This window comes from Burkholderia sp. AU31652, assembly GCF_002223155.1.
Classification (GTDB): Bacteria; Pseudomonadota; Gammaproteobacteria; order Burkholderiales; family Burkholderiaceae; genus Burkholderia.
Genome location: NZ_NKFG01000004.1, coordinates 291,052 through 312,554, shown reverse-complemented (window position 1 = coordinate 312,554; position 21,503 = coordinate 291,052). Strand labels below are relative to the sequence as shown.

Below are 21,503 nucleotides of genomic sequence, written 5' to 3'. Positions count from 1 at the left end.
TCCCGAATTCGTCATCCGGCGGGCGCGAAACCCTCCCACGGTGCGCGTGGCGGCAGTGCGATTGTTTCTCCCGGTGCAATGCCGAGCGCGAATATATCCAGTGCGCCGATGCCGACGCGCACCAGGCGCAACGTCGGGAAGCCAACTGCCGCCGTCATCCGGCGCACCTGCCGGTTCTTGCCCTCGGTGATTGCAAGCTCGATCCACGTCGTCGGGATCGCGGCGCGGTAGCGGATCGGCGGAGTGCGCGGCCACAGGGTGTCGGGCGGTTCGATGAACTCGGCGCGGCATGGACGCGTCACGTAGTCGCCGAGGTCGACGCCGCGCGCGAGCGCCTTCAGGTCGGCGGTGCCGGGCGCGCCCTCGACCTGCGCCCAGTAGCGCTTGACGAGCTTGTGGCGCGGCTCGGCGATGCGCGCCTGCAGCGCGCCGTCGTCGGTGAGCAGCAGCAGCCCCTCGCTGTCCGCGTCCAGCCGGCCGGCCGCGTAGACGCCGGGCGTTTTGACCCAGTCGCCGAGCGACGGGCGCGTCTCGTGCGCGGAAAACTGGCAAATCGTGCCGAACGGCTTGTTGAGGGCGATCAGGTTCATGGCGGGGCGTCCGCCCGGCGCGCCGCGGGAAGCGGGGGCGGGCGGTCTATGGCAAATGGCGGAATCTTAATGCATAATACGGAACGGCAAGTCCTCTGTCTTATATAAGACATAAGTGGGGTCTTGATACGCAGTGCCGCGCTTCATGCCGAAGTGCCCGGTTGGGGCGCTAGAATAGCGGCTCGCTGTTGCCGTCACGGGGTGGCCATGCCGCGCCCCCGCCGCGCGCGCAGCTTCGACCAGCATCACCTGCTCAGCCACGTCACTGGAGTCGATCATGCCGTATCAGCACATCAAGGTTCCGGAAGGCGGTGACAAGATCACCGTCAACAAGGACTTCTCGCTCAACGTTTCCGATCAGCCGATCATTCCCTATATCGAAGGCGACGGTACGGGCTTCGATATCACGCCGGTCATGATCAAGGTCGTCGACGCGGCGGTCGCGCATGCCTACAAGGGCAAGCGCAAGATCCACTGGATGGAGATTTTCGCGGGCGAGAAGGCGACGAAGGTGTACGGTCCGGACGTGTGGCTCCCGGACGAAACGCTGCAGGTGCTGAAGGAATACGTGGTGTCGATCAAGGGGCCGCTCACGACCCCGGTCGGCGGCGGGATCCGTTCGCTGAACGTCGCGCTGCGCCAGGAACTCGACCTGTACGTGTGCCTGCGCCCGGTGCAGTACTTCAAGGGCGTGCCGTCGCCGGTGCGCGAGCCGCAAAAGATCGACATGGTGATTTTCCGCGAGAACTCGGAAGACATCTACGCAGGCATCGAATGGGCCGCGGGCTCCGAGCAGGCGAAGAAGGTGATCAAGTTCCTGCAGGACGAGATGGGCGTGAAGAAGATCCGCTTCCCGGAAACCTCGGGGATCGGCGTCAAGCCCGTGTCGACCGAAGGCACCGAGCGTCTCGTGCGCAAGGCGATCCAGTATGCGATCGACAACGATCGCAAGTCGGTCACGCTGGTGCACAAGGGCAACATCATGAAGTTCACGGAAGGCCTGTTCCGTGACGCCGGCTACGCGCTCGCGCAGAAGGAATTCGGCGGCGAGCTGATCGACGGCGGCCCGTGGATGCGCGTGAAGAACCCGAAGACGGGCAACGAGATCGTGATCAAGGATTCGATCGCCGATGCGTTCCTGCAGCAGATCCTGCTGCGCCCGGCCGAATACGACGTGATCGCCACGCTGAACCTGAACGGCGACTACATCTCCGACGCGCTGGCCGCGCAGGTCGGCGGCATCGGGATCGCGCCGGGCGCGAACCTGTCGGATTCGGTCGCGATGTTCGAAGCGACGCACGGCACCGCGCCGAAGTACGCGGGCAAGGATTACGTGAACCCGGGTTCCGAGATCCTGTCGGCAGAAATGATGCTGCGCCACCTCGGCTGGACGGAAGCAGCCGACACGATCATCGCCGCGATGGAGAAGTCGATCCTGCAGAAGCGCGTCACCTACGACTTCGCGCGTCTGATGGAAGGTGCGACGCAGGTGTCGTGCTCGGGCTTCGGTGAAGTGCTGATCGAGAACATGTAAGACCCCTTCCGGGGTGGGCCGGCAGGTTGCCGGCCGCCCCGGCGCCTACTGCCGGCGCCGGAGCGTTTCGTGGATGGCAGGTTTGTTGGCAGGGCGGTCCGGCATGCGGGCCGCGGCGCCGCGATGCGGCCCGGAGCCCCTGCAAGGTAGAACATGACGGCCCTCGCAACACCACCGCCCGGCTAAGCCGGCGCGCCCCTTTCGCGACCGACCCGGTCGCTCCCCGCCGGTTACCCGCCGGCGCTCCCTGTTCAACAATCACGTAGCAATGCTTTGACCACCATGTCCACTTCGCCCAAGATCATCTACACCCTCACCGACGAAGCGCCCGCGCTCGCGACCTATTCGCTGCTGCCGATCGTCAAGGCCTTCACGCGCTCGTCCGGCGTTGCCGTCGAAACGCGCGACATCTCGCTCGCCGGCCGCATCATCGCCGCATTCGCGGACGTCCTGCCGCCCGAGCAGAAGGGTTCCGACGATCTGGCCGAACTGGGCCAGCTCACGCTGAAGCCGGAAGCGAACATCATCAAGCTGCCGAACATCAGCGCATCGGTGCCGCAGCTCAAGGCCGCGATCGCCGAACTGCAGGCGCAGGGCTACAAGCTGCCGGCCTACCCGGAAGATCCGTCGACGGACGAAGAGAAGGCGGTCAAGGCCCGCTATGACAAGATCAAGGGCAGCGCGGTGAACCCGGTGCTGCGCGAAGGCAACTCCGACCGCCGCGCGCCGCTGTCGGTCAAGAACTACGCACGCAAGCATCCGCACAAGATGGGCGCGTGGAAGGCGACGTCGAAGGCCCACGTCGCGCACATGAGCGAAGGCGACTTCTACGGCAGCGAGAAGTCGGCGCTGATCGCCGATGCCGGCAGCGTGAAGATCGAACTCACGACGACCGACGGCGCTAAGAAGGTGCTGAAGGAAAAGACGGCCGTGAAGGCCGGTGAAGTGATCGACGCGTCGGTGATGAGCCGCAACGCGCTGCGCAGCTTCATCGAAGCGCAGATCGCCGACGCGAAGGCGCAGGACGTGCTGTTCTCGGTGCACCTGAAGGCGACCATGATGAAGGTCTCGGACCCGATCCTGTTCGGTCACTTCGTGTCGGTGTTCTACCGCGACGCGCTCGCGAAGCACGCGGACGTGCTGGCGAAGGTCGGCTTCAACCCGAACAACGGCATCGGCGACCTGTACGCGCGCCTGAAGGACCTGCCGGCCGACACGCGCGAAGCGATCGAAGCCGACGTCAAGGCTGAGTACGCAGTGCGTCCGCGCCTGGCGATGGTCAACTCGGACAAGGGCATCACGAACCTGCACGTGCCGAGCGACGTGATCGTCGACGCATCGATGCCGGCAATGATCCGCGATTCGGGCGGCATGTGGGGCCCGGACGGCCAGCTGTACGACGCGAAGGCCGTGATTCCGGATCGCTGCTACGCCGGTGTCTACCAGGCCGTGATCGAGGACTGCAAGCAGCATGGCGCGTTCGATCCGGTCACGATGGGCAGCGTGCCGAACGTCGGCCTGATGGCGCAGGCGGCTGAAGAATACGGTTCGCACGACAAGACGTTCCAGATCCCGGCGGACGGCGTCGTGCGCGTCACCGACGAAGCGGGCAACGTGCTGCTCGAGCATGCCGTGGAAGCGGGCGACATCTGGCGCATGTGCCAGACGAAGGACGCACCGGTGCAGGACTGGGTCAAGCTCGCGGTCAACCGCGCACGCGCGACCGGCGCACCGGCCGTGTTCTGGCTCGATCCGGCTCGCGCACACGACGCGCAGATCATCGCGAAGGTCGAGCGTTACCTGAAGGATCACGACACGAACGGCCTCGACATCCGCATCATGACGCCGGTCGAAGCCACGCGTTTCTCGCTCGAGCGCATCCGCGCGGGCAAGGACACGATCTCGGTCACCGGCAACGTGCTGCGCGACTACCTGACCGACCTGTTCCCGATCATGGAACTCGGCACCAGCGCGAAGATGCTGTCGATCGTGCCGCTGATGGCCGGCGGCGGGATGTTCGAAACGGGTGCGGGCGGCTCCGCGCCGAAGCACGTGCAGCAGTTCGTCGAGGAAGGCTTCCTGCGCTGGGATTCGCTCGGCGAATTCCTCGCGCTGGCCGCGTCGCTCGAACATCTCGGCAACGCATACCAGAACCCGAAGGCGGTCGTGCTCGCGAAGACGCTCGACCAGGCGACCGGCAAGTTCCTGGACGAGAACAAGTCGCCGGCGCGCAAGGTCGGCGGCCTCGACAACCGCGGCAGCCACTTCTACCTGTGCCTGTACTGGGCGCAGGCGCTGGCCGAGCAGACCGAGGACGCGGCGCTGAAGGCGCAGTTCGAAGGCGTGGCGAAGGCGCTGTCCGACAGCGAAGCGCGCATCCTGGAAGAGCTGGCGGCCGCGCAGGGCAACGCGCAAGCTATCGGCGGCTACTACCGTCCGAACGTCGACCTGACGAGCCAGGCCATGCGCCCGAGCGCGACGCTGAACGGCATCGTCGACGCGGTCGCCTGACGCAGGCCGCGCGATCGCGCGGGCCCAGGCATGGGCCGGTGCGGCGGATTGAGCCGTTCGCTGCCCGGCATTAAGACAAACGCCCCGGTCGCCCGGGGCGTTTGTCGTTGCAGATGTGCCATTCAGACGTGAACGATTTCCCACTCGGCGATTTCGTCCGGCACTTCGAGCGTCGCCGTGTCCAGTTCGGACGGTTGCGCGCAGTCGCCGCGGGAGATGCGGTCGGCCGCGATTTCCGGGCACGAGAACGCGCCGAGCGAGGCGTTGCCGAACGTCGCTTCCCAGCCGCCGTTTGCCGGCAGGATGTAGAACGACCCGAGCGCTGAACCAAAGCGAAATCCCTTCATTTCCGTTCTCCCTTTCTGATCACAAGCGATTCTGGTGTGCCGCCCGCCGGCTTGGCCGGCTGTGGCCCGACTGGCTGCTTGCGCCGGGTTCCGTATCGAACGTCGCGGCGAAGCGTCAGTGCATGGAACAAAGTCTACGTCCGCGGCCCGCTCGGATGGTGCATGTAGAACGGCTTCACTAAACAAAAATTCTCTTTTAAAAACAAATAATTATTTCCATCGTTTTGTATTGCGGAACGTTTTTTGGCATCGCGAAACGGGGATTTTGTGCCCTGCACCACGAATTTTTATAACGCAGAGACTTGTTCCGCATCGTGAAATATTGGCGGGTTTGCGGATCGGCGAAGTGACCGGCGTCGTGGTGGGGCCGAACGGCAGGCGCGAGGCGACCGCCTGGAACTGCCCGGGGCAGGGTTGAGTGGCGCTTCGGCCGTGAGCGAAGAGCCGTGGATCGCCGATCGACGCTGCGTGACGAATCGGGTGCGGTGTTGTCGAGCCCTGCGGCGTATCGCCGCCCGGCCGGCCGCGGCGCGTCTCGATTTTGGCCTGCGGTTATGATGACGCGGGCATCAGGATTTGCGTCGCGCATCGGCGCATCGGCGCTTCGGCCGGCCGGCGCGGGCGTCGCGGCGGCCGCGCGACCCAGCATGGATAACGAGGAACGATTGATGATACGGAGAACCTTCCTGTCGCGCGCCATCGGTGTCGCGGCCGCGTCACTGTTCGCGCGCGTCGCGTGGGCGCAGCATGCCGGCCACGCCGGCATGGCCGGCATGGACTCGATGGACGACATGCCCGGCATGTCAGGGATGGCGGGTCACGGGCAGCACGGCAAGTCCGCACCGGCTGCGCTCGCGGCCGCCGACGCGTTGCCCGCCGGCGCGCCGCTCGCGGCGCTGCGCACGCTCGCGAACGAAGGCCGCGAGCCCGGCACGTTCCGGGCCACGCTGGTGGCGCAGCCCGTGGCGCGCCCGATGCTGCACGGTGCACGGCCGACCACGTTCTGGCAGTTCGGCGCGGGCACGCAGGGCCCCGTCGTCGGTCCTCTGATCGACGTGCGCGAGGGCGACACGGTCGAGATCAAGTTCGTGAACAAGCTGCCGCAGCCTTCGACCATCCACTGGCACGGCCTGCCGGTGCCGCCTGACCAGGACGGCAATCCTTCCGATCCCGTCGCGCCCGGCGCGTCGCGCGTGTACCGCTTCACGTTGCCGAAGGGGAGTGCCGGCACCTACTGGTACCACCCGCATCCGCACATGATGACGGCCGAACAGGTCTTCCGCGGGCTGGCCGGCCCGTTCGTCGTGCGCGCCGCGGACGATCCGCTGGCGGGCTGGCCCGAGCGCAACCTGTTCGTGTCGGACCTGAAGCTTGCGCGCGACGGCACGATTGCACCGAACGACATGATGGACTGGATGAACGGCCGCGAGGGCCAGTTCGTGCTGGTCAACGGCGCCCGCCGGCCGCGGATCGACGTCGCGGGCGACGAGCGCTGGCGTGTGTGGAACGCGTGCAGCGCGCGCTATTTGCGCGTCGCGTTCGACGACGGTCGTACGTTCGAGCATGCGGGCACCGACGGCGGGCTGTTCGACGCGCCGCGCCGCGTCACGTCGCTGTTGGTCGCGCCGGGCGAACGGGCGGAGCTGCTGGTCCGCGCCGGCGACCGGGCGTCGCGCGCCGTGCTGCAGGCGGCTGAATACGACCGCCGCAAGATGTCGATGTCGCACGATGACGGACACGGCAGCCTGCCGCCCGATCCGGCGCTGGCGCTGGCCGACGTCGCATTCGCGCCGGCCGCCGCACGTGCGCTGCCGGCGACCCTGCGCACGGTGCCGCCGCTGGGCGAGCCGGTCGCGCACAAGACGGTCGAGTTCGGCGAAGAGATGGACATGGACGCGATGATGAAGGGCGCGGCGCACGGCCGTCCGGCCGGCATGCGCTTCACGATCAACGGCGACACTTACGCGCCGCATCGCGCGACGTTGACGAGCCGCCGTGGCGACGTCGAGCGCTGGACGATCCGCAACGGCACCGACATGGATCACCCGTTCCACCTGCATGGCACGCAGTTCCAGGTGATCGAACGCGAATCGGGCGGTTCGCGCACGAGCGAACCGTTCCGTGCATGGCGCGATACGGTGAACGTGCGCAGCGGCGAAACCGTGACGATTCTCGTCACGCAAGACATGCCCGGAGAGCGCATGTTTCATTGCCACATTCTCGAACACGAGGATCTCGGCATGATGGGCACGCTGAAGGTCGTGTAACGAGGCGGTGATTATGTTTCACGCGCGGGATGAGTATCCGATCTGCGCGCGTGACAAGACAATGTATGTTCAATTATCGGGATTGAACGAAAAGGCCGGCCAATCGATTATCGATTGGCCGGCCTCAAATAAAGAAACCCGGCGCAAACCATGCGCCGGGTTTCTTCGTCTGATATCCGATGCCTTATGCGGCCTGGATGTTCGACGCTTGCTTGCCCTTCGGTCCTTGAACGACGTCAAAGCTCACCTTCTGGCCTTCCTTCAGCGTCTTGAAGCCATTCATGGTGATAGCCGAGAAGTGCGCAAACAGATCCTCACCGCCCTCATCGGGAGTGATGAAACCGAAGCCCTTCGCGTCGTTGAACCACTTAACGATACCAGTTGCCATTTCCTACTTCCCCTGTCACACAGTCGCTGCTACTTACCACGAGCACGCTCGAAAAGCTAAACGACCTGAAAAACGCAGCCGTTCCCCCCTCACAAGCTCACCTCGGCCTCTTTCATTTTGCCAACCGGCAAATTGAAAAAAGTGCCAGCTTGATTGTTGGCGCTCTTTATTGGAGTGTCAAGTGGAATTTTTAGACGTTTAGAGGGACGTTGTAAAGAACCCATTTTCAGGGTTTTTCCGGCTTTGCTTAGCAGCACGCGGCCAAGCGCGAGGTCTTGAAAAGCCGCATAATCGGCTCATATACCAGGCTCGAGTGACACGCGTTCGAGTCGTCCCGGCTTGTGGGATACTGGATGCAGACACGACGTTCCGGTGCGGTTCCCCTGACGGTTCGTGTTCCGCGCCACGCGTGAAAGCCGGCACCGCAGCCGGCTTTCGTATGGCGCGAAGAAGATCGCGTGTTCCGGGATTCCGGGGAGGGCGCCGGCCGGTCGGTCGGGTAATGGCAGGATTGCGGGCCTGTCCGAGTTGTTTAGAATGGGTGTATGGCGATTATCCCGGACAAGCAGGACAGCACCGTCCTGGAACGCAAGCAGCAGAAGCTCAAGCCGCCTTCGATGTACAAGGTGGTGCTGCTGAACGACGACTTCACGCCGATGGAATTCGTCGTGATGGTGGTCCAGGAGTATTTCAAGAAGGATCGCGAGACGGCCACGCAGATCATGCTGAAGGTCCATCGCGAAGGGCGAGGGGTTTGTGGGGTCTATACGCGGGACATCGCGTCGACCAAGGTTGAGCAAGTCGTTACCCATGCGCGGCAGGCCGGGCATCCGCTGCAGTGCGTGATGGAGGAAGCATGATTGCCCAGGAATTGGAAGTCAGCCTGCACATGGCGTTCATGGAAGCACGCCAGGCGCGCCATGAGTTCATTACGGTCGAGCATTTGCTGCTGGCTCTGCTGGATAATCCGACGGCAGCCGAGGTGTTGCGCGCGTGCGCGGCAAACATCGAGGACTTGCGTCAGAACCTGCGCAATTTCATCCACGACAACACACCTACCGTCCCGGGTACCGACGATGTCGATACCCAGCCGACGCTCGGTTTCCAGCGCGTGATCCAGCGCGCGATCATGCACGTCCAGTCGACGTCGAACGGCAAGAAGGAAGTGACCGGCGCGAACGTGCTGGTCGCGATCTTCGGCGAGAAGGATTCGCATGCCGTGTACTACCTGCAGCAGCAGGGCGTCACGCGCCTCGACGTCGTGAACTTCATTTCGCACGGCATCGCGAAGACGAACAACGGCGAAGCCGCGAAGTCGGCCGACGCGAACGCGGAAGGCGAAGACGCGAATGCGCAGAAGGAAACCCCGCTCGCGCAATTCACGCAGAACCTGAACCAGATGGCGAAGGACGGCCGCATCGATCCGCTGATCGGTCGCGAGCCCGAGGTCGAGCGCGTGGTCCAGGTGCTGTGCCGCCGCCGCAAGAACAATCCGCTGCTCGTCGGCGAGGCCGGCGTCGGCAAGACCGCGATCGCGGAAGGGCTCGCGTATCGCATCACGCGCGGCGAAGTGCCGGACATCCTCGCTAACGCGCAGGTCTACTCGCTCGACATGGGCGCGTTGCTCGCGGGCACCAAGTACCGAGGCGACTTCGAGCAACGTCTGAAGACGGTGCTGAAGGAGCTGAAGGAGCGTCCGCACGCGATCCTGTTCATCGACGAGATCCACACGCTGATCGGCGCGGGCGCCGCGTCGGGCGGCACGCTCGATGCTTCGAACCTGTTGAAGCCGGCGCTGTCGTCGGGCGTGCTCAAGTGCATCGGCGCGACCACGTTCACCGAGTATCGCGGCATCTTCGAGAAGGACGCGGCCCTGTCGCGGCGCTTCCAGAAGGTCGACGTGACGGAGCCGACCGTCGAGCAGACGGTCGCGATCCTGCGCGGGCTGAAGTCGCGCTTCGAGGAGCATCACGGCGTCAAGTATTCGTCGGGTGCGCTGTCGGCCGCGGCCGAACTGTCGGCGCGCTTCATCACCGACCGTCACCTGCCGGACAAGGCGATCGACGTGATCGACGAAGCGGGCGCGGCCCAGCGCATCCTGCCGAAGTCGAAGCAGAAGAAGACGATCGGCAAGAGCGAGATCGAGGAAATCATCTCGAAGATCGCGCGCGTGCCGCCGCAGAGCGTATCGCAGGACGATCGCAGCAAGCTGCAGACGCTCGACCGCGACCTGAAGAGCGTCGTGTTCGGCCAGGATCCGGCGATCGATGCGCTCGCAGCCTCGATCAAGATGGCGCGCGCGGGCCTCGGCAAGATGGACAAGCCGATCGGCGCGTTCCTGTTCTCCGGCCCGACGGGCGTCGGCAAGACCGAAGTGGCGCGCCAGCTCGCGTTCACGCTCGGCATCGAGCTGATCCGCTTCGACATGTCGGAATACATGGAGCGTCACGCGGTGAGCCGCCTGATCGGCGCGCCGCCGGGCTACGTCGGGTTCGACCAGGGCGGCCTGCTGACCGAAGCCGTCACGAAGAAGCCGCACTGCGTGCTGCTGCTCGACGAAATCGAGAAGGCGCATCCGGACATCTTCAACGTGCTGCTGCAGGTGATGGATCACGGCACGCTGACGGACAACAACGGCCGCAAGGCGGATTTCCGCAACGTCATCATCATCATGACGACGAACGCGGGCGCCGAGTCGATGCAGAAGGCGACCATCGGCTTCACGACGCGCCGTGAAACGGGCGACGAGATGACCGACATCAAGCGCCTGTTCACGCCGGAGTTCCGCAACCGGCTGGATTCGATCATCAGCTTCCGCTCGCTCGATGAGGAAATCATCATGCGCGTGGTCGACAAGTTCCTGATCCAGCTCGAGGAACAGCTGCACGAGAAGAAGGTCGACGCGCTCTTCACCGACGCGTTGCGCAAGCATCTCGCGAAGCACGGCTTCGATCCGCTGATGGGCGCGCGACCGATGCAGCGGCTGATCCAGGACACGATCCGCCGTGCGCTGGCCGACGAACTGCTGTTCGGCAAGCTGCTGAACGGCGGTCACGTGACGGTCGACGTCGACGAAGGCGACAAGGTGCAGTTGTCGTTCGACAAGCTCGGGAACCCGCCGCACAAGCCGAACGAAGAGGCGGTCGAAGTCGAGTAAGCGATAATCGGGTAGTTCATGCGAACGGCGCGGGAGGTTTTCCGCGCCGTTTCGTTTTATCTGGCGCCGGCGGCGCGATGGTGGTGCAGGGGAGTGGCAACGCAGTGACACAACAACAACGGACGTTCGACGACATCGTCGCGCGCGAACAGGGTTTGCGCCACGCGCTGACGTCTGGGCAGATGGCGATGATCGCGATCGGCGGCGCGATCGGCACGGGGCTGTTCCTCGGCAGCGGGTTCGCGATCGGGCTCGCCGGCCCGAGCGTGCTGGTCTCGTATGCGATCGGCGCGCTGATCGCGCTGCTGCTGATGGGCGCGCTCGCGGAAATGACGGTCGCCCATCCGACGGCCGGCTCGTTCGGCGCGTATGCCGAGCATTATGTCGGCCCGCTGGCGGGTTTCCTGGTGCGCTATGCGTACTGGTTCGCGGTCGTGTTCGCGATCGGCACCGAGATCAGCGCGATCGCCGTGTTCATGAAGTACTGGTTCCCGGCGGTGCCCGGCTGGTACTGGGTGATCGGCTTCTCCGCGCTGCTGATCGCCGTGAACCTCGCGAGCGTCACGCTGTACGGCACGGTCGAATACGCGTTCTCGCTGCTGAAGATCGCGGCGATCGTCGTGTTCATCGTGCTCGGCGCCTATCTCGTGTGGTCGGCGCCGGCCGCATCGGGCGTCGGTTTCGCGAACTACACCGCGCACGGCGGCTTCATGCCGAAGGGGCCGTGGGGCACCTGGGTCGCGGTGATCGTCGCGATCTTCAGCTACATGAGCATCGAAGCCGTCGCGATCGCGGCCGGCGAGGCGCGCGATCCGCAGCACGCGGTCACGCGCGCGTTCCGTTCGACCGTGTTCCGGCTCGTGCTGTTCTACCTGCTGACGCTGTCGCTGATGCTCGCGATCGTGCCGTGGACGCAGGCCGGCACCGACGAAAGCCCGTTCGTGAAGGTGATGGCCGCGACTCATGTGCCGTACGCGGCAGGCGTGATCAACTTCGTGCTGTTGATCGCGGCGCTGTCGGCGATGAACAGCCAGCTTTACGTGACGACGCGGATGATGTTCAGCCTGTCGCGTGCGCGGCTCGCGCCCGCGGTGTTCGGCCGGCTCGGCACGAACGGCGTGCCGCGCGCGGCGCTGTGGATCTCGACGAGCGGCGTCGCGGTTGCGGCCGTGCTGGTCGCGCTGGCGCCCGACACCGCGTTCACCGTGATGATGGCGATCGCGATGTTCGGCGCACTGTTCACGTGGCTGATGATCTTCGTCACGCACCTGCGCTTCCGTGCGCGCTATCGCGGCCCCGCGCTCGCGTTCCGGATGTGGGGGCATCCGTTCGGCAGCCTGCTCGGCGCGGGCCTCGTCGCGGCGATTCTGTTCACGACCGCGTTCACGCGCGAATTCCGGATGACGATGGTGGTCGGCGTCGTGTTCGTCGTGCTGCTCACGCTCGCGTACGCGCTGCATTACCGGCACCAGCACGCGCGTTGAGGGTCACGGCGCGGCCGCCCGCACCGATTCCCCGTTCGCTAAGGTTGCGTTAAGCCTGCGGCGACTACATTCGATCCTGTCTGCAAGGCGGGCCGGCACGCGCCGGCCCGCCGCTTTCCTGCGAAAGGGGTTCGAATGAACAAACTTCCCGAAATCACGCTCGCGTTCTGGATCATGAAGATCTGCGCGACGACGCTCGGCGAAACCGGCGGCGACCTGCTGTCGATGACGCTGAACGTCGGCTACGCGGTGAGCTCCATCCTGCTGTTCGGCTTCTTTCTCGTGACGCTGGGCGCGCAGCTCAGGACGACACGCTATCGCCCGGCGATCTACTGGGCCGTGATCGTCGCGACGAGCACGGCCGGCACGACGATGTCCGACTTCATGGACCGCACGCTCGGCCTCGGCTATGCGGCCGGCTCGTCGATTCTCGTCGCGATCCTGCTGGCGATCTTCGCCGTGTGGCGCCTGAGCGGCGAATCGCTGTCGGTCGACCTGATTCGCACGCGCAAGGTCGAGCTGCTGTACTGGATCGCGATCCTGTTCTCCAACACGCTCGGCACGGCGCTCGGTGACTTCCTCGCGGACAGTTCAGGGCTCGGCTTCGGTGGCGGCGCGCTGCTGATCGGCGGGCTGCTCGCGGTGATCGTGCTGGCGCACTATTTCACGCGGATCTCCGGCGTGCTGCTGTTCTGGGCCGCGTTCGTGCTCACGCGCCCGTTCGGCGCGACGGTCGGCGACCTGTTGACGAAGCCGGTGGCGAAGGGCGGCCTCGCGCTCGGCACGATCGGCTCGTCGGCCGTGCTGCTCGGCGTGCTGGTCGCGATGGTGATCTATGCGATCGTGGCTCAATCGCGGCAGCGCGACCTGGCGCCCGCGCGGATCGCACAACCCGTCGAGGAATGACGGCGAAGGAATGAAAAAAAGGGGCCGCGGCCCCTTTTTTCGTTGCGTCGTTCAGTGACGGCCGGTGCTGCCGAAGCCGCCCTCGCCACGATCGCTTTGCGCGAAGTCGTCGACGATGTTGAACTGCGCCTGCACGACCGGCACGATCACGAGCTGGGCGAGCCGCTCGAACGGATTCAGCACGAACTCGGTCTGGCCGCGGTTCCACGTCGAGACCATCAGCTGGCCCTGGTAGTCGGAATCGATCAGGCCGACGAGGTTGCCGAGCACGATGCCGTGCTTGTGGCCGAGCCCCGAGCGCGGCAGGATCAGCGCCGCGTAGCCGGGATCGGCGAGATGGATCGCGAGGCCGGTCGGCACGAGCGTGGTCTCGCCCGGCTGCAGCGTGACCGGTGCATCGAGGCACGCGCGCAGGTCGAGGCCCGCGCTGCCGGTGGTTGCGTAGGCGGGCAGGTAGTCGCGCATGCGCGCGTCGAGGATCTTCAGGTCGAGTTTCATGCGGTCGTCGGATGAGTCGGGAAGGGCGCGGCGGCAACGGCCGCCGCGCGGGAGATCAGATCAGGCGGTTGTCGGGCAGGCGCTTCGCGATTTCCGCGACGAGCGTGTGCGCGAGTTCGTCCTTCGGTGCGCGCGGCAGGCGCGTGAGGCCGGCGGCCTCGAACAGCACGACTTCGTTGTCGTCGCGACCGAACGTCAGCGGGCCGAGGTTGCCGACCAGCAGCGGCACGTTCTTGCGCTTGCGCTTCTCGTCGCCGTGCACGTCGAGGTCGCCGCTTTCGGCCGCGAAGCCGACGCAGAACGGCGGATCGGGCAGCGCCGCGACCGACGCGAGGATGTCGGGGTTCTCGACGAACGCGAGCTCGGGCATCTTGCGGTCGGCCGTCTTCTTCATCTTGTGCTCGGCCGGCTGGGCGACGCGCCAGTCGGCGACGGCAGCCACCGCGATGAAGATATCGGCATCGGCGACCGCATGCATGACCGCGTCGTACATCTGCTGCGCCGTCTGCACGTCCTGACGGTAGACGCCCCACGGCGTGTCGAGCGCCACCGGCCCCGCGACGAGATGCACGTCGGCGCCGGCCTGCTGCGCGGCGCGCGCGAGCGCGAAGCCCATCTTGCCGCTCGAGCGGTTCGTGAGGCCGCGCACCGGGTCGAGCGGTTCGAACGTCGGGCCGGCCGTGATCAGCACGCGCCGGTGCGCGAGCACCTTCGGCGCGAAGTGCGCGACGATCGCTTCGTAGATCGCCTCGGGCTCGAGCATGCGGCCGTCGCCGACTTCGCCGCACGCCTGCGCACCCGAATCCGGGCCGAGCACCGACACGCCGTCCGCGCGCAGTTGCGCGGCGTTGCGCTGCGTGGCCGGGTTCTGCCACATCTGGCGGTTCATCGCGGGAACGACGAGCAGCGGGCAATCGCGCGCGACGCATAGCGTCGACAGCAGATCGTCCGCGAATCCGTGCGCGAGCTTCGCGAGGAAATCCGTCGACGCGGGCGCGATCACGATCGCATCGGCTTCGCGCGACAGGTCGATGTGCGCCATGTTGTTGTCGACGCGCGCGTCCCACTGGCTCGTGTAGACGGGGCGGCCCGACAGCGCCTGCATCGTGACGGGCGTGATGAACTGGGTGGCGGCTTCGGTCATCGCGACCTGCACGGTCGCGCCGGCCTTCACGAGCAGCCGCGTGAGCTCGGCGATCTTGTAGCAGGCGATGCCGCCCGTCAGGCCGAGAACGAGGTGTTTTCCTGCGAGTTCTGCGTGTGCCAACTCAGGCCTCCAAGGGTCAAACGGAACGGCCGGCGCGAAGCCGGCCGTCGACGCCGAGTATGCGCGTTTAGCGCGAGCCGCGCACGCGACGCAGTTCGTCGTAGATCAGCAGCACCGCGCCGACCGTGATCGCGGAATCGGCGAGGTTGAACGCCGGGAAGTGCCAGGCGCCGAGATGGAAATCGAGGAAGTCGATCACGTGGCCGTAGACGAGCCGGTCGATCACGTTGCCGAGGGCGCCGCCGAGGATCATCGCGAGCGACAGGCTGAACAGCCGCTGCTGGCCGTGACGCTTCAGCAGGAAGCAGATCACGAGCGTCGCGGCGATGCCGAGCGCGGTGAACGCCCAGCGCTGCCAGCCGCCTGCGGTCGACAGGAAGCCGAACGCGGCGCCGCGGTTGTACACCAGCACGAGGTTGAAGAACGACGTCAGCTCGTGCTGCGCGCCGTACGCGAACGTCTTCAGGATCGCGATCTTCGACAGCTGGTCGAACAGGATCACGATCAGCGAAATGCCGAGCCAGGGCGCAAGCGCGCCGCTGGCCGGTTTCGACAGGGTTTTCGCCATGGTTAAGCAGCGCTCCGGATTTCGCCGTTTTCGAACAGGTTGGAGAAGCAGCGGCCGCACAGCGTCGGATGATCGGCATGCGCGCCGACATCTTCACGGTAATGCCAGCAGCGTTCGCACTTCTGGTACTTCGACGCAGCCACGTCGACGCTTTCCTGTGCTTCGTCGTCGACCTTGACGACCGTCGCGGCCGACGTGATCAGCACGAACTTCAGATCGTCGCCGAGGCTCGTGAGCGCGTCGTAGCGTGCGCCGCTCGCGTGCACCGCGACTTCGGCCTGCAGTGATGAACCGATGCGGTTCGCGGTGCGTGCTTCCTCGAGCGCTTTCGTGACGTTGCCGCGCACCTCGCGCAGCAGCGCCCACTTCTCGATCAGCGCGGCCGAGCCGTCGACTTCCGGATACGCGTAGTAGGTTTCTGTGAAGATCGTATCGCTGGCCGGCTGGAACACCTTCCACGCTTCTTCCGCCGTGAACGACAGGAACGGCGCGAGCACGCGCAGCAGGCCGTGCGTCAGGTGGTACAGCGCGGTCTGCGCGGAGCGGCGTGCGCGCGAATCGGCCGCGCTCGTGTACAGGCGGTCCTTCAGCACGTCGAGGTAGAAGCCGCCGAGATCTTCCGAGCAGTACGTCTGCAGCTTCGCGACGACCGGGTGGAATTCGTACTTCTCGTAGTGGCCGAGCAGCTCCGTCTGCAACTGCTGCGAGAACGCGACCGCATAGCGGTCGATCTCGAGCCATTCGTCGACGGGCACCGCGTGCTGCGCGAAGTCGAAGTCCGACAGGTTCGCGAGCAGGAAACGCAGCGTGTTGCGGATGCGGCGATAGCCTTCGGTCACGCGCTTCAGGATTTCCTCGGAGATGGCGAGCTCGCCCGAGTAGTCGGTCGACGCGATCCACAGGCGGATGATTTCCGCGCCGAGACGGTTCGCGACTTCGTGCGGGTCGATGCCGTTGCCGAGCGACTTGCTCATCTTGCGGCCTTCGCCGTCGACCGTGAAGCCGTGCGTGAGCAGGCCCTTGTACGGCGCGCGGCCGTCGATCATCGACGCCGTGAGCAGCGACGAGTGGAACCAGCCGCGGTGCTGGTCGGAGCCTTCGAGGTAGAGGTCGGCCGGGAACTGCAGCTGATCCTTGTGCGAGCCGCGCAGCACGTGCCAGTGCGTCGTGCCCGAATCGAACCACACGTCGAGCGTGTCGCGGTTCTTTTCGTACAGGTTTGCGTCGTCGCCGATCAGCTCGCGCGGGTCGAGCGTCTGCCACGCCTCGATGCCCGACTGCTCGACGCGCTTCGCGACTTCCTCGAGCAGCTCGAGCGTGCGCGGATGCAGCTCGCCGGTTTCCTTGTGCACGAAGAACGCCATCGGCACGCCCCACTGGCGCTGGCGCGACAGCGTCCAGTCAGGACGGTTCGCGATCATGCTGAACAGGCGCTGCTTGCCCCACGACGGGTAGAACGCGGTCGCGTCGATGCCTTCGAGCGCCGTTTCGCGCAGCGTCTTGCCGCCGTCGCGCGGCGTCACGTCCATGCCGGCGAACCACTGCGACGTCGCGCGGTAGATGATCGCCGTCTTGTGGCGCCAGCAGTGCATGTAGCTGTGCTTGTAGTGCTCGCTGCGCAGCAGCGAGCCGGCCGCGTTCAGCGCGTCGACGACCTTCGGGTTCGCGTCCCAGATCGACAGGCCGCCGAACAGCGGCAGCGATTCGATGTAGCGGCCGTCGCCCATCACCGGGTTGATGATGTCCGAGTCGGTCATCCCGTGCGCCTTGCACGACACGAAGTCCTCGATACCGTACGCGGGCGACGAGTGCACGACGCCGGTACCCGTGTCGGTCGTCACGTAGTCGCCGAGGTACACGGGCGCGGTGCGCTTGTAGCCGGGGTGAGCCGACGCGAGCGGGTGGTGGAAGCGCAGGCCCGCGAGCTTCACGCCCGGCGCGGTCGCCACGACGCGGCCGGTCAGCTTGAAGTCGGTCATGCAAGCTTCGACGCGCTCTTCCGCGATGATCAGCAGACCGCGCTCGGTATCGACCAGCGCGTAGACGATTTCCGGATGGAGGTTCAGCGCCTGGTTCGCGGGGATCGTCCACGGCGTGGTGGTCCAGATCACGATGCCGCCTTCGGCGCGCGGCAGGGCCGGCAGGCCGAACGCCTGCGCGGTCTTTTCCGGTTCCGCGAACGCGAACATCACGTCGATCGTCGGATCGGTGCGGTCCTTGTACTCGACTTCCGCTTCCGCGAGCGCCGAGCCGCAGTCGAAGCACCAGTTCACCGGCTTCAGCCCGCGATACACGTAGCCCTTCTCGATGATCTTGCCGAGCGCGCGGAGCTCTTCCGCCTCGTTGACGAAGTTCATCGTCTTGTACGGGTTGGCCCAGTCGCCGAGCACGCCCAGACGCTTGAAGCCGACCTTCTGCTTCTCGATCTGCTCGGTCGCGTACGTGCGCGCCTTGCTCATCACTTCGGCCGCCGGCAGCGACTTGCCGAACTGCTTCTCGATCTGGATCTCGATCGGCATCCCGTGGCAATCCCAGCCCGGCACGTACGGCGCGTCGAAGCCGGCCATGTTGCGCGACTTGACGACGATGTCCTTCAGGATCTTGTTGACGGCGTGGCCGAGGTGGATGTCGCCGTTCGCATACGGCGGGCCGTCATGCAGGATGAACTTCGGCCGGCCGGCGCTGGCCGCGCGGATCTTCTCGTAGATGCCGCGCTCTTCCCATTCCTTGACCCACTGCGGCTCGCGCTTGGGCAGGTCGCCGCGCATCGGGAACGGCGTGTCGAGCAGGTTGACCGGATACTTGGCCTGCGGTTTCGAATCGGCTTTCTTGTTGCTCATGATGGAATCGCTATCTCAATCTCGGGGGACGCGCGAGCGTCGTGAATCGGGGATGCGCGCAAGGGAGCGGCGCGAGGGTGCGGCGCGGGGCGCCGCCGTCCGGATCAGCTAATTCGGTCGGTGGCCGACGTCGCGAAGCCCGTGGCGCGGCTGCCCGGCGCACGGTCGCGCTCGATGAAGTACGCACGCGCATTCGCGACGTCCAGCGCGATCGCGCGCGACAGCGCCTCGAGATCGTCGAATTTCGCCTCGTCGCGCAGCTTCTTCAGGAATTCGACGCGGATGAGCTTGCCATAGGCATCGCCGTGCCAGTCGAGCAGGTGGACTTCGAGCAGCACGCGGCCCGAATCGTCGACGGTCGGGCGCAGGCCGAGGCTCGCGACGCCCGGCAGCGGGGCGGGGCCGAGGCCGTGCACCTGCACGACGAAGATGCCCGAGAGCGCCGGCCGCTTGTGTGCGATCGGCAGGTTCAGCGTCGGGAAGCCGAGGTCGCGGCCGAGCTTCAGCCCGTGCGCGACGTGGCCGCTGATCGCATAGCCATGGCCGAGCGCCTGCGCGGCCGCATCGAGATCGCCGGCCGTGAGCGCGGCGCGCACGCCCGAACTCGAGATGCGCGTGCCGTCGCTGCCGGCCACCGTACCCATCTGCTCGACCTCGAAGCCGTACTGCGCGCCGGCTGCCTGCAGCGTGTCGAAGGTGCCCGCGCGTTTCGCGCCGTAGCAGAAATCGTCGCCGACCATCATCCAGCGCGTGTGCAGCCCGTTCACCAGCGTGCGTTCGACGAACGCCTGCGGCGACTGGCTCGCGAACGTGTGGTTGAAGTGCTCGACGACCACGCGGTCGACGCCGTGATCGCGCAGCGCCTCGAGCTTGTCGCGCAGCATCGCGATGCGCGGCGGCGCGCCGGCCGGGTTGAAGAATTCGCGCGGGTGCGGTTCGAACGTCATCACGCACACGGGCAGGCCGCGTGCGTCCGCTGCCGCGCGCACGCGCGCGAGCAGGGCCTGGTGGCCGCGATGGACACCGTCGAAGTTGCCGATCGTCAGCGCGCACGGGGCGCGGCTCTCGGCGTTGGGCAGGCCGCGGAAGACTTTCACGATAGCGGATGCAGCGTCGGGGGAATGGGCGGTGGGATGCCGCAAAGCAGAAGATTATAAACGTTCGGGCGGGCCGGCGGCCGAGAAGGGGGGAAACGCGGGGGCGAATGGTAAAATTCGCGGATGAAAAAACTCGTGATCCTGATTTCCGGTCGCGGCAGCAACATGGAGGCCATCGTCCGCGCGTGCGCGCAGGAACGCTGGCCGGCCGAGGTTGCGGCCGTGATCGCCAACCGGCCCGACGCGGCCGGCCTGGCATTTGCCGCGTCGCACGGGGTGGCGACGGCGGTGGTCGACCACCGGTCGTTCGACGGCCGCGACAGCTTCGACGCGGCGCTTGCCGCCGAGATCGACCGATTCGCGCCCGATCTCGTGGTCCTCGCCGGCTTCATGCGCATTCTCACGCCCGCATTCGTCAGACGATACGAAGGCCGGCTGCTGAACATCCATCCGTCGCTGCTGCCGAGCTTCAAGGGCATCCACACGCACCAGCAGGCGCTCGACGCGGGGGTCGCGCTACATGGCGCGAGCGTGCATTTCGTCATTCCCGAACTCGACAGCGGCGCGATCGTCGCGCAGGGCGCGGTGCCCGTGCGCGCGGGCGACGACGCGGCCGCGCTCGCGCAGCGTGTGCTGACGGTCGAGCATGTGCTGTATCCGCGCGCGGTGCGCTGGTTCATCGAGGGGCGTCTGCGCCTCGAGAACGGCCGTGCAGTGGTGGCGCCGGAAGAGGCGCGCTGGATTTTCGCGGATCAACCGCATACCGAAACGAGTGAGGGCGTATGAAACTGCACGGATTCCTGATCGGCCAGACCGAGACTTTGTTGGCCGAGGTGCTGAAGTTCGCCGGCCCCGCCGATGCGACGACGAGCCGGTTCTTCCGCGCGCATCCGAAGCTCGGGCATGCCGAGCGCGGCGTGATCGCCGAGGCCGTGTTCGCGGTGCTGCGCCGCAAGATGGAGTTTTCGCATCTCGCCGAGAGCGGCACGGGCACGCCCGCGCGACGCCTCACGCTGCTCGGCCTGATGCAGACGGCTGGCCGCAATGCGCTGAAGCCGTTCCTGTCCGACACCGAGTCCGCATGGCTCGAGCACGTGTCGAAGATCGATCCGGCGAGCCTGCCGGTGCGCATCCGCACGAACCTGCCCGACTGGATCCACCAGGCATTGTCGGCCCGTTTCGACGCCGACGAGCTCGCGCAGCTCGCAGCCGCGCTGAACTACCCGGCGCCGCTCGACCTGCGCGCCAACGTGCAGAAGGCCAGCCGTGACCAGGTCATCGACGGGCTGCGCGCGGAAGGCATCGATGCGGGCGCGACGCCGTTTTCACCGTTCGGCGTGCGCGTGGTCGGCAAGCCGGCGCTGACGCGCCTGAGGCTGTTCGAGGAAGGCGCGATCGAGGTGCAGGACGAAGGCAGCCAGCTGCTGTGCTCGCTGGTCGCGCCGCGCCGCGGCGAGATGGTCGTCGATTTCTGCGCGGGCGCGGGCGGCAAGACGCTCGCGCTGGGCGCGATGATGCGCTCGACCGGGCGCCTCTACGCGTTCGACGTGTCGGAGAAGCGCCTGGCGAAGCTGAAGCCGCGCCTCGCGCGCAGCGGGCTGTCGAACGTGAACCCGGTGCTGATCGACAGCGAACACGACGCGAAGATCAAGCGGCTCGCCGGCAAGATCGACCGCGTGCTGGTCGATGCGCCGTGCAGCGGCCTCGGCACGCTGCGCCGCAACCCGGACCTGAAGTGGCGCCAGACGCGCACCGCGATCGACGAGCTGACGCCGAAGCAGGCGTCGATCCTCGCGAGCGCCGCGCGCCTGGTGAAGAAGGGCGGCCGGCTCGTCTACGCGACCTGCAGCGTGCTCGACGCCGAGAACGAACGCATCGTCGAACAGTTCCTGGCCGACCATCCCGAGTTCGTGCTGGTGCCGGCGCAGAAGGTGCTGGACGACCAGCGCATCGAGCTCGAGACGGGCGACTACCTGTCGCTGTGGCCGCATCGCCACGCGACCGACGGCTTCTTCGCCGCGGTGCTCGAACGGCGCGCTGCGCAGTAAC

General features: G+C 66.2%; 17 protein-coding genes. 9 read left to right on the top strand and 8 right to left on the bottom strand.

Annotation, left to right across the window (positions count from 1 at the left end; all coding sequences use genetic code 11):
- Nucleotides 1–11: 11 nt before the first annotated feature.
- On the bottom strand, nt 12–590 hold the full coding sequence (locus tag CFB40_RS13825) for a pseudouridine synthase (protein ID WP_089431606.1): 579 nt from the start codon (nt 588–590) through the stop codon (nt 12–14).
- A 277-nt stretch (nt 591–867) separates the two neighbouring features.
- On the opposite strand from CFB40_RS13825, the gene icd reads away from it, so the two are divergent.
- Nucleotides 868–2,124 (top strand): NADP-dependent isocitrate dehydrogenase, encoded by a 1,257-nt coding sequence (icd, locus tag CFB40_RS13815; RefSeq protein WP_006478026.1) that lies wholly within the window; start codon nt 868–870, stop codon nt 2,122–2,124.
- A 282-nt stretch (nt 2,125–2,406) separates the two neighbouring features.
- Complete coding sequence (locus CFB40_RS13810; RefSeq protein ID WP_089431605.1) at nt 2,407–4,635, top strand: NADP-dependent isocitrate dehydrogenase; 2,229 nt, start codon at nt 2,407–2,409, stop codon at nt 4,633–4,635.
- A 122-nt stretch (nt 4,636–4,757) separates the two neighbouring features.
- Here CFB40_RS13810 and CFB40_RS13805 read toward each other — a convergent pair whose 3' ends face one another.
- The gene (locus CFB40_RS13805; protein WP_089426154.1) at nt 4,758–4,982 is read right to left on the bottom strand and encodes a hypothetical protein; all 225 of its coding nucleotides are present in this window, start codon (nt 4,980–4,982) and stop codon (nt 4,758–4,760) included.
- Nucleotides 4,983–5,650: 668 nt separating this feature from the next.
- On the opposite strand from CFB40_RS13805, the gene CFB40_RS13800 reads away from it, so the two are divergent.
- Nucleotides 5,651–7,249: a multicopper oxidase family protein gene (locus CFB40_RS13800; RefSeq protein WP_089431882.1), complete on the top strand. Its 1,599-nt coding sequence runs from the start codon at nt 5,651–5,653 to the stop codon at nt 7,247–7,249.
- 184 nt (nt 7,250–7,433) lie between these two features.
- Here the strand turns inward: CFB40_RS13800 and CFB40_RS13795 are convergent, their stop codons facing one another.
- Nucleotides 7,434–7,637 (bottom strand): cold-shock protein, encoded by a 204-nt coding sequence (locus CFB40_RS13795; protein ID WP_006478030.1) that lies wholly within the window; start codon nt 7,635–7,637, stop codon nt 7,434–7,436.
- A gap of 545 nt (nt 7,638–8,182) precedes the next feature.
- On the opposite strand from CFB40_RS13795, the gene clpS reads away from it, so the two are divergent.
- The 4 genes from clpS (at nt 8,183) to CFB40_RS13770 (ending at nt 13,184) form a co-directional block, all read left to right on the top strand.
- The gene (gene clpS / locus CFB40_RS13785) at nt 8,183–8,497 is read left to right on the top strand and encodes an ATP-dependent Clp protease adapter ClpS (RefSeq protein ID WP_006398529.1); all 315 of its coding nucleotides are present in this window, start codon (nt 8,183–8,185) and stop codon (nt 8,495–8,497) included.
- Nucleotides 8,494–10,794 carry an ATP-dependent Clp protease ATP-binding subunit ClpA gene (clpA, locus tag CFB40_RS13780; protein ID WP_089426153.1) on the top strand — a complete coding sequence of 767 codons (2,301 nt, stop codon included), beginning with the start codon at nt 8,494–8,496 and terminating at the stop codon, nt 10,792–10,794. The genes clpS and clpA overlap by 4 nt, the downstream gene beginning before the upstream one ends.
- Nucleotides 10,795–10,898: 104 nt before the next feature.
- Nucleotides 10,899–12,278 (top strand): amino acid permease, encoded by a 1,380-nt coding sequence (locus CFB40_RS13775; RefSeq protein ID WP_089431881.1) that lies wholly within the window; start codon nt 10,899–10,901, stop codon nt 12,276–12,278.
- Between the two features lie 135 nt (nt 12,279–12,413).
- Entirely contained in the window at nt 12,414–13,184 is a 771-nt protein-coding gene (locus tag CFB40_RS13770) for a COG4705 family protein (protein WP_089431604.1), read from the top strand.
- A 51-nt stretch (nt 13,185–13,235) separates the two neighbouring features.
- Here CFB40_RS13770 and dut read toward each other — a convergent pair whose 3' ends face one another.
- The 5 genes from dut to CFB40_RS13745 form a co-directional block, all read right to left on the bottom strand.
- Nucleotides 13,236–13,682 carry a dUTP diphosphatase gene (dut, locus tag CFB40_RS13765; protein WP_057926079.1) on the bottom strand — a complete coding sequence of 149 codons (447 nt, stop codon included), beginning with the start codon at nt 13,680–13,682 and terminating at the stop codon, nt 13,236–13,238.
- A 55-nt stretch (nt 13,683–13,737) separates the two neighbouring features.
- Nucleotides 13,738–14,949 (bottom strand): bifunctional phosphopantothenoylcysteine decarboxylase/phosphopantothenate--cysteine ligase CoaBC, encoded by a 1,212-nt coding sequence (gene coaBC, locus CFB40_RS13760; protein ID WP_089426151.1) that lies wholly within the window; start codon nt 14,947–14,949, stop codon nt 13,738–13,740.
- A gap of 67 nt (nt 14,950–15,016) precedes the next feature.
- Nucleotides 15,017–15,517 (bottom strand): signal peptidase II, encoded by a 501-nt coding sequence (gene lspA, locus CFB40_RS13755; RefSeq protein WP_069248662.1) that lies wholly within the window; start codon nt 15,515–15,517, stop codon nt 15,017–15,019.
- A 2-nt stretch (nt 15,518–15,519) separates the two neighbouring features.
- Entirely contained in the window at nt 15,520–18,357 is a 2,838-nt protein-coding gene (ileS, locus tag CFB40_RS13750; protein ID WP_089431603.1) for an isoleucine--tRNA ligase, read from the bottom strand.
- A 104-nt stretch (nt 18,358–18,461) separates the two neighbouring features.
- Entirely contained in the window at nt 18,462–19,454 is a 993-nt protein-coding gene (locus tag CFB40_RS13745) for a bifunctional riboflavin kinase/FAD synthetase (protein ID WP_089431602.1), read from the bottom strand.
- A gap of 123 nt (nt 19,455–19,577) precedes the next feature.
- Between CFB40_RS13745 and purN the strand changes: the two genes are divergently transcribed.
- Together purN and CFB40_RS13735 are read left to right on the top strand one after the other, a co-directional pair.
- Nucleotides 19,578–20,240 (top strand): phosphoribosylglycinamide formyltransferase, encoded by a 663-nt coding sequence (gene purN, locus CFB40_RS13740; protein WP_039368183.1) that lies wholly within the window; start codon nt 19,578–19,580, stop codon nt 20,238–20,240.
- A complete protein-coding gene (locus tag CFB40_RS13735) occupies nt 20,237–21,502 on the top strand; it encodes an RsmB/NOP family class I SAM-dependent RNA methyltransferase (protein ID WP_011352957.1) in 1,266 nt (421 codons plus the stop codon). Before purN ends, CFB40_RS13735 begins: the two co-directional genes overlap by 4 nt.
- The last annotated feature ends 1 nt before the right edge of the window (nt 21,503 follow it).

Bases quoted from the DNA above. Each gene is read 5' to 3' on its own strand.
- CFB40_RS13825 (WP_089431606.1), bottom strand. From the start codon at position 590: ATGAACCTGATCGCCCTCAACAAGCCGTTCGGCACGATTTGCCAGTTT.
- icd (WP_006478026.1), top strand. From the start codon at position 868: ATGCCGTATCAGCACATCAAGGTTCCGGAAGGCGGTGACAAGATCACC.
- CFB40_RS13810 (WP_089431605.1), top strand. From the start codon at position 2,407: ATGTCCACTTCGCCCAAGATCATCTACACCCTCACCGACGAAGCGCCC.
- CFB40_RS13805 (WP_089426154.1), bottom strand. From the start codon at position 4,982: ATGAAGGGATTTCGCTTTGGTTCAGCGCTCGGGTCGTTCTACATCCTG.
- CFB40_RS13800 (WP_089431882.1), top strand. From the start codon at position 5,651: ATGATACGGAGAACCTTCCTGTCGCGCGCCATCGGTGTCGCGGCCGCG.
- CFB40_RS13795 (WP_006478030.1), bottom strand. From the start codon at position 7,637: ATGGCAACTGGTATCGTTAAGTGGTTCAACGACGCGAAGGGCTTCGGT.
- clpS (WP_006398529.1), top strand. From the start codon at position 8,183: ATGGCGATTATCCCGGACAAGCAGGACAGCACCGTCCTGGAACGCAAG.
- clpA (WP_089426153.1), top strand. From the start codon at position 8,494: ATGATTGCCCAGGAATTGGAAGTCAGCCTGCACATGGCGTTCATGGAA.
- CFB40_RS13770 (WP_089431604.1), top strand. From the start codon at position 12,414: ATGAACAAACTTCCCGAAATCACGCTCGCGTTCTGGATCATGAAGATC.
- dut (WP_057926079.1), bottom strand. From the start codon at position 13,682: ATGAAACTCGACCTGAAGATCCTCGACGCGCGCATGCGCGACTACCTG.
- lspA (WP_069248662.1), bottom strand. From the start codon at position 15,517: ATGGCGAAAACCCTGTCGAAACCGGCCAGCGGCGCGCTTGCGCCCTGG.
- ileS (WP_089431603.1), bottom strand. From the start codon at position 18,357: ATGAGCAACAAGAAAGCCGATTCGAAACCGCAGGCCAAGTATCCGGTC.
- purN (WP_039368183.1), top strand. From the start codon at position 19,578: ATGAAAAAACTCGTGATCCTGATTTCCGGTCGCGGCAGCAACATGGAG.
- CFB40_RS13735 (WP_011352957.1), top strand. From the start codon at position 20,237: ATGAAACTGCACGGATTCCTGATCGGCCAGACCGAGACTTTGTTGGCC.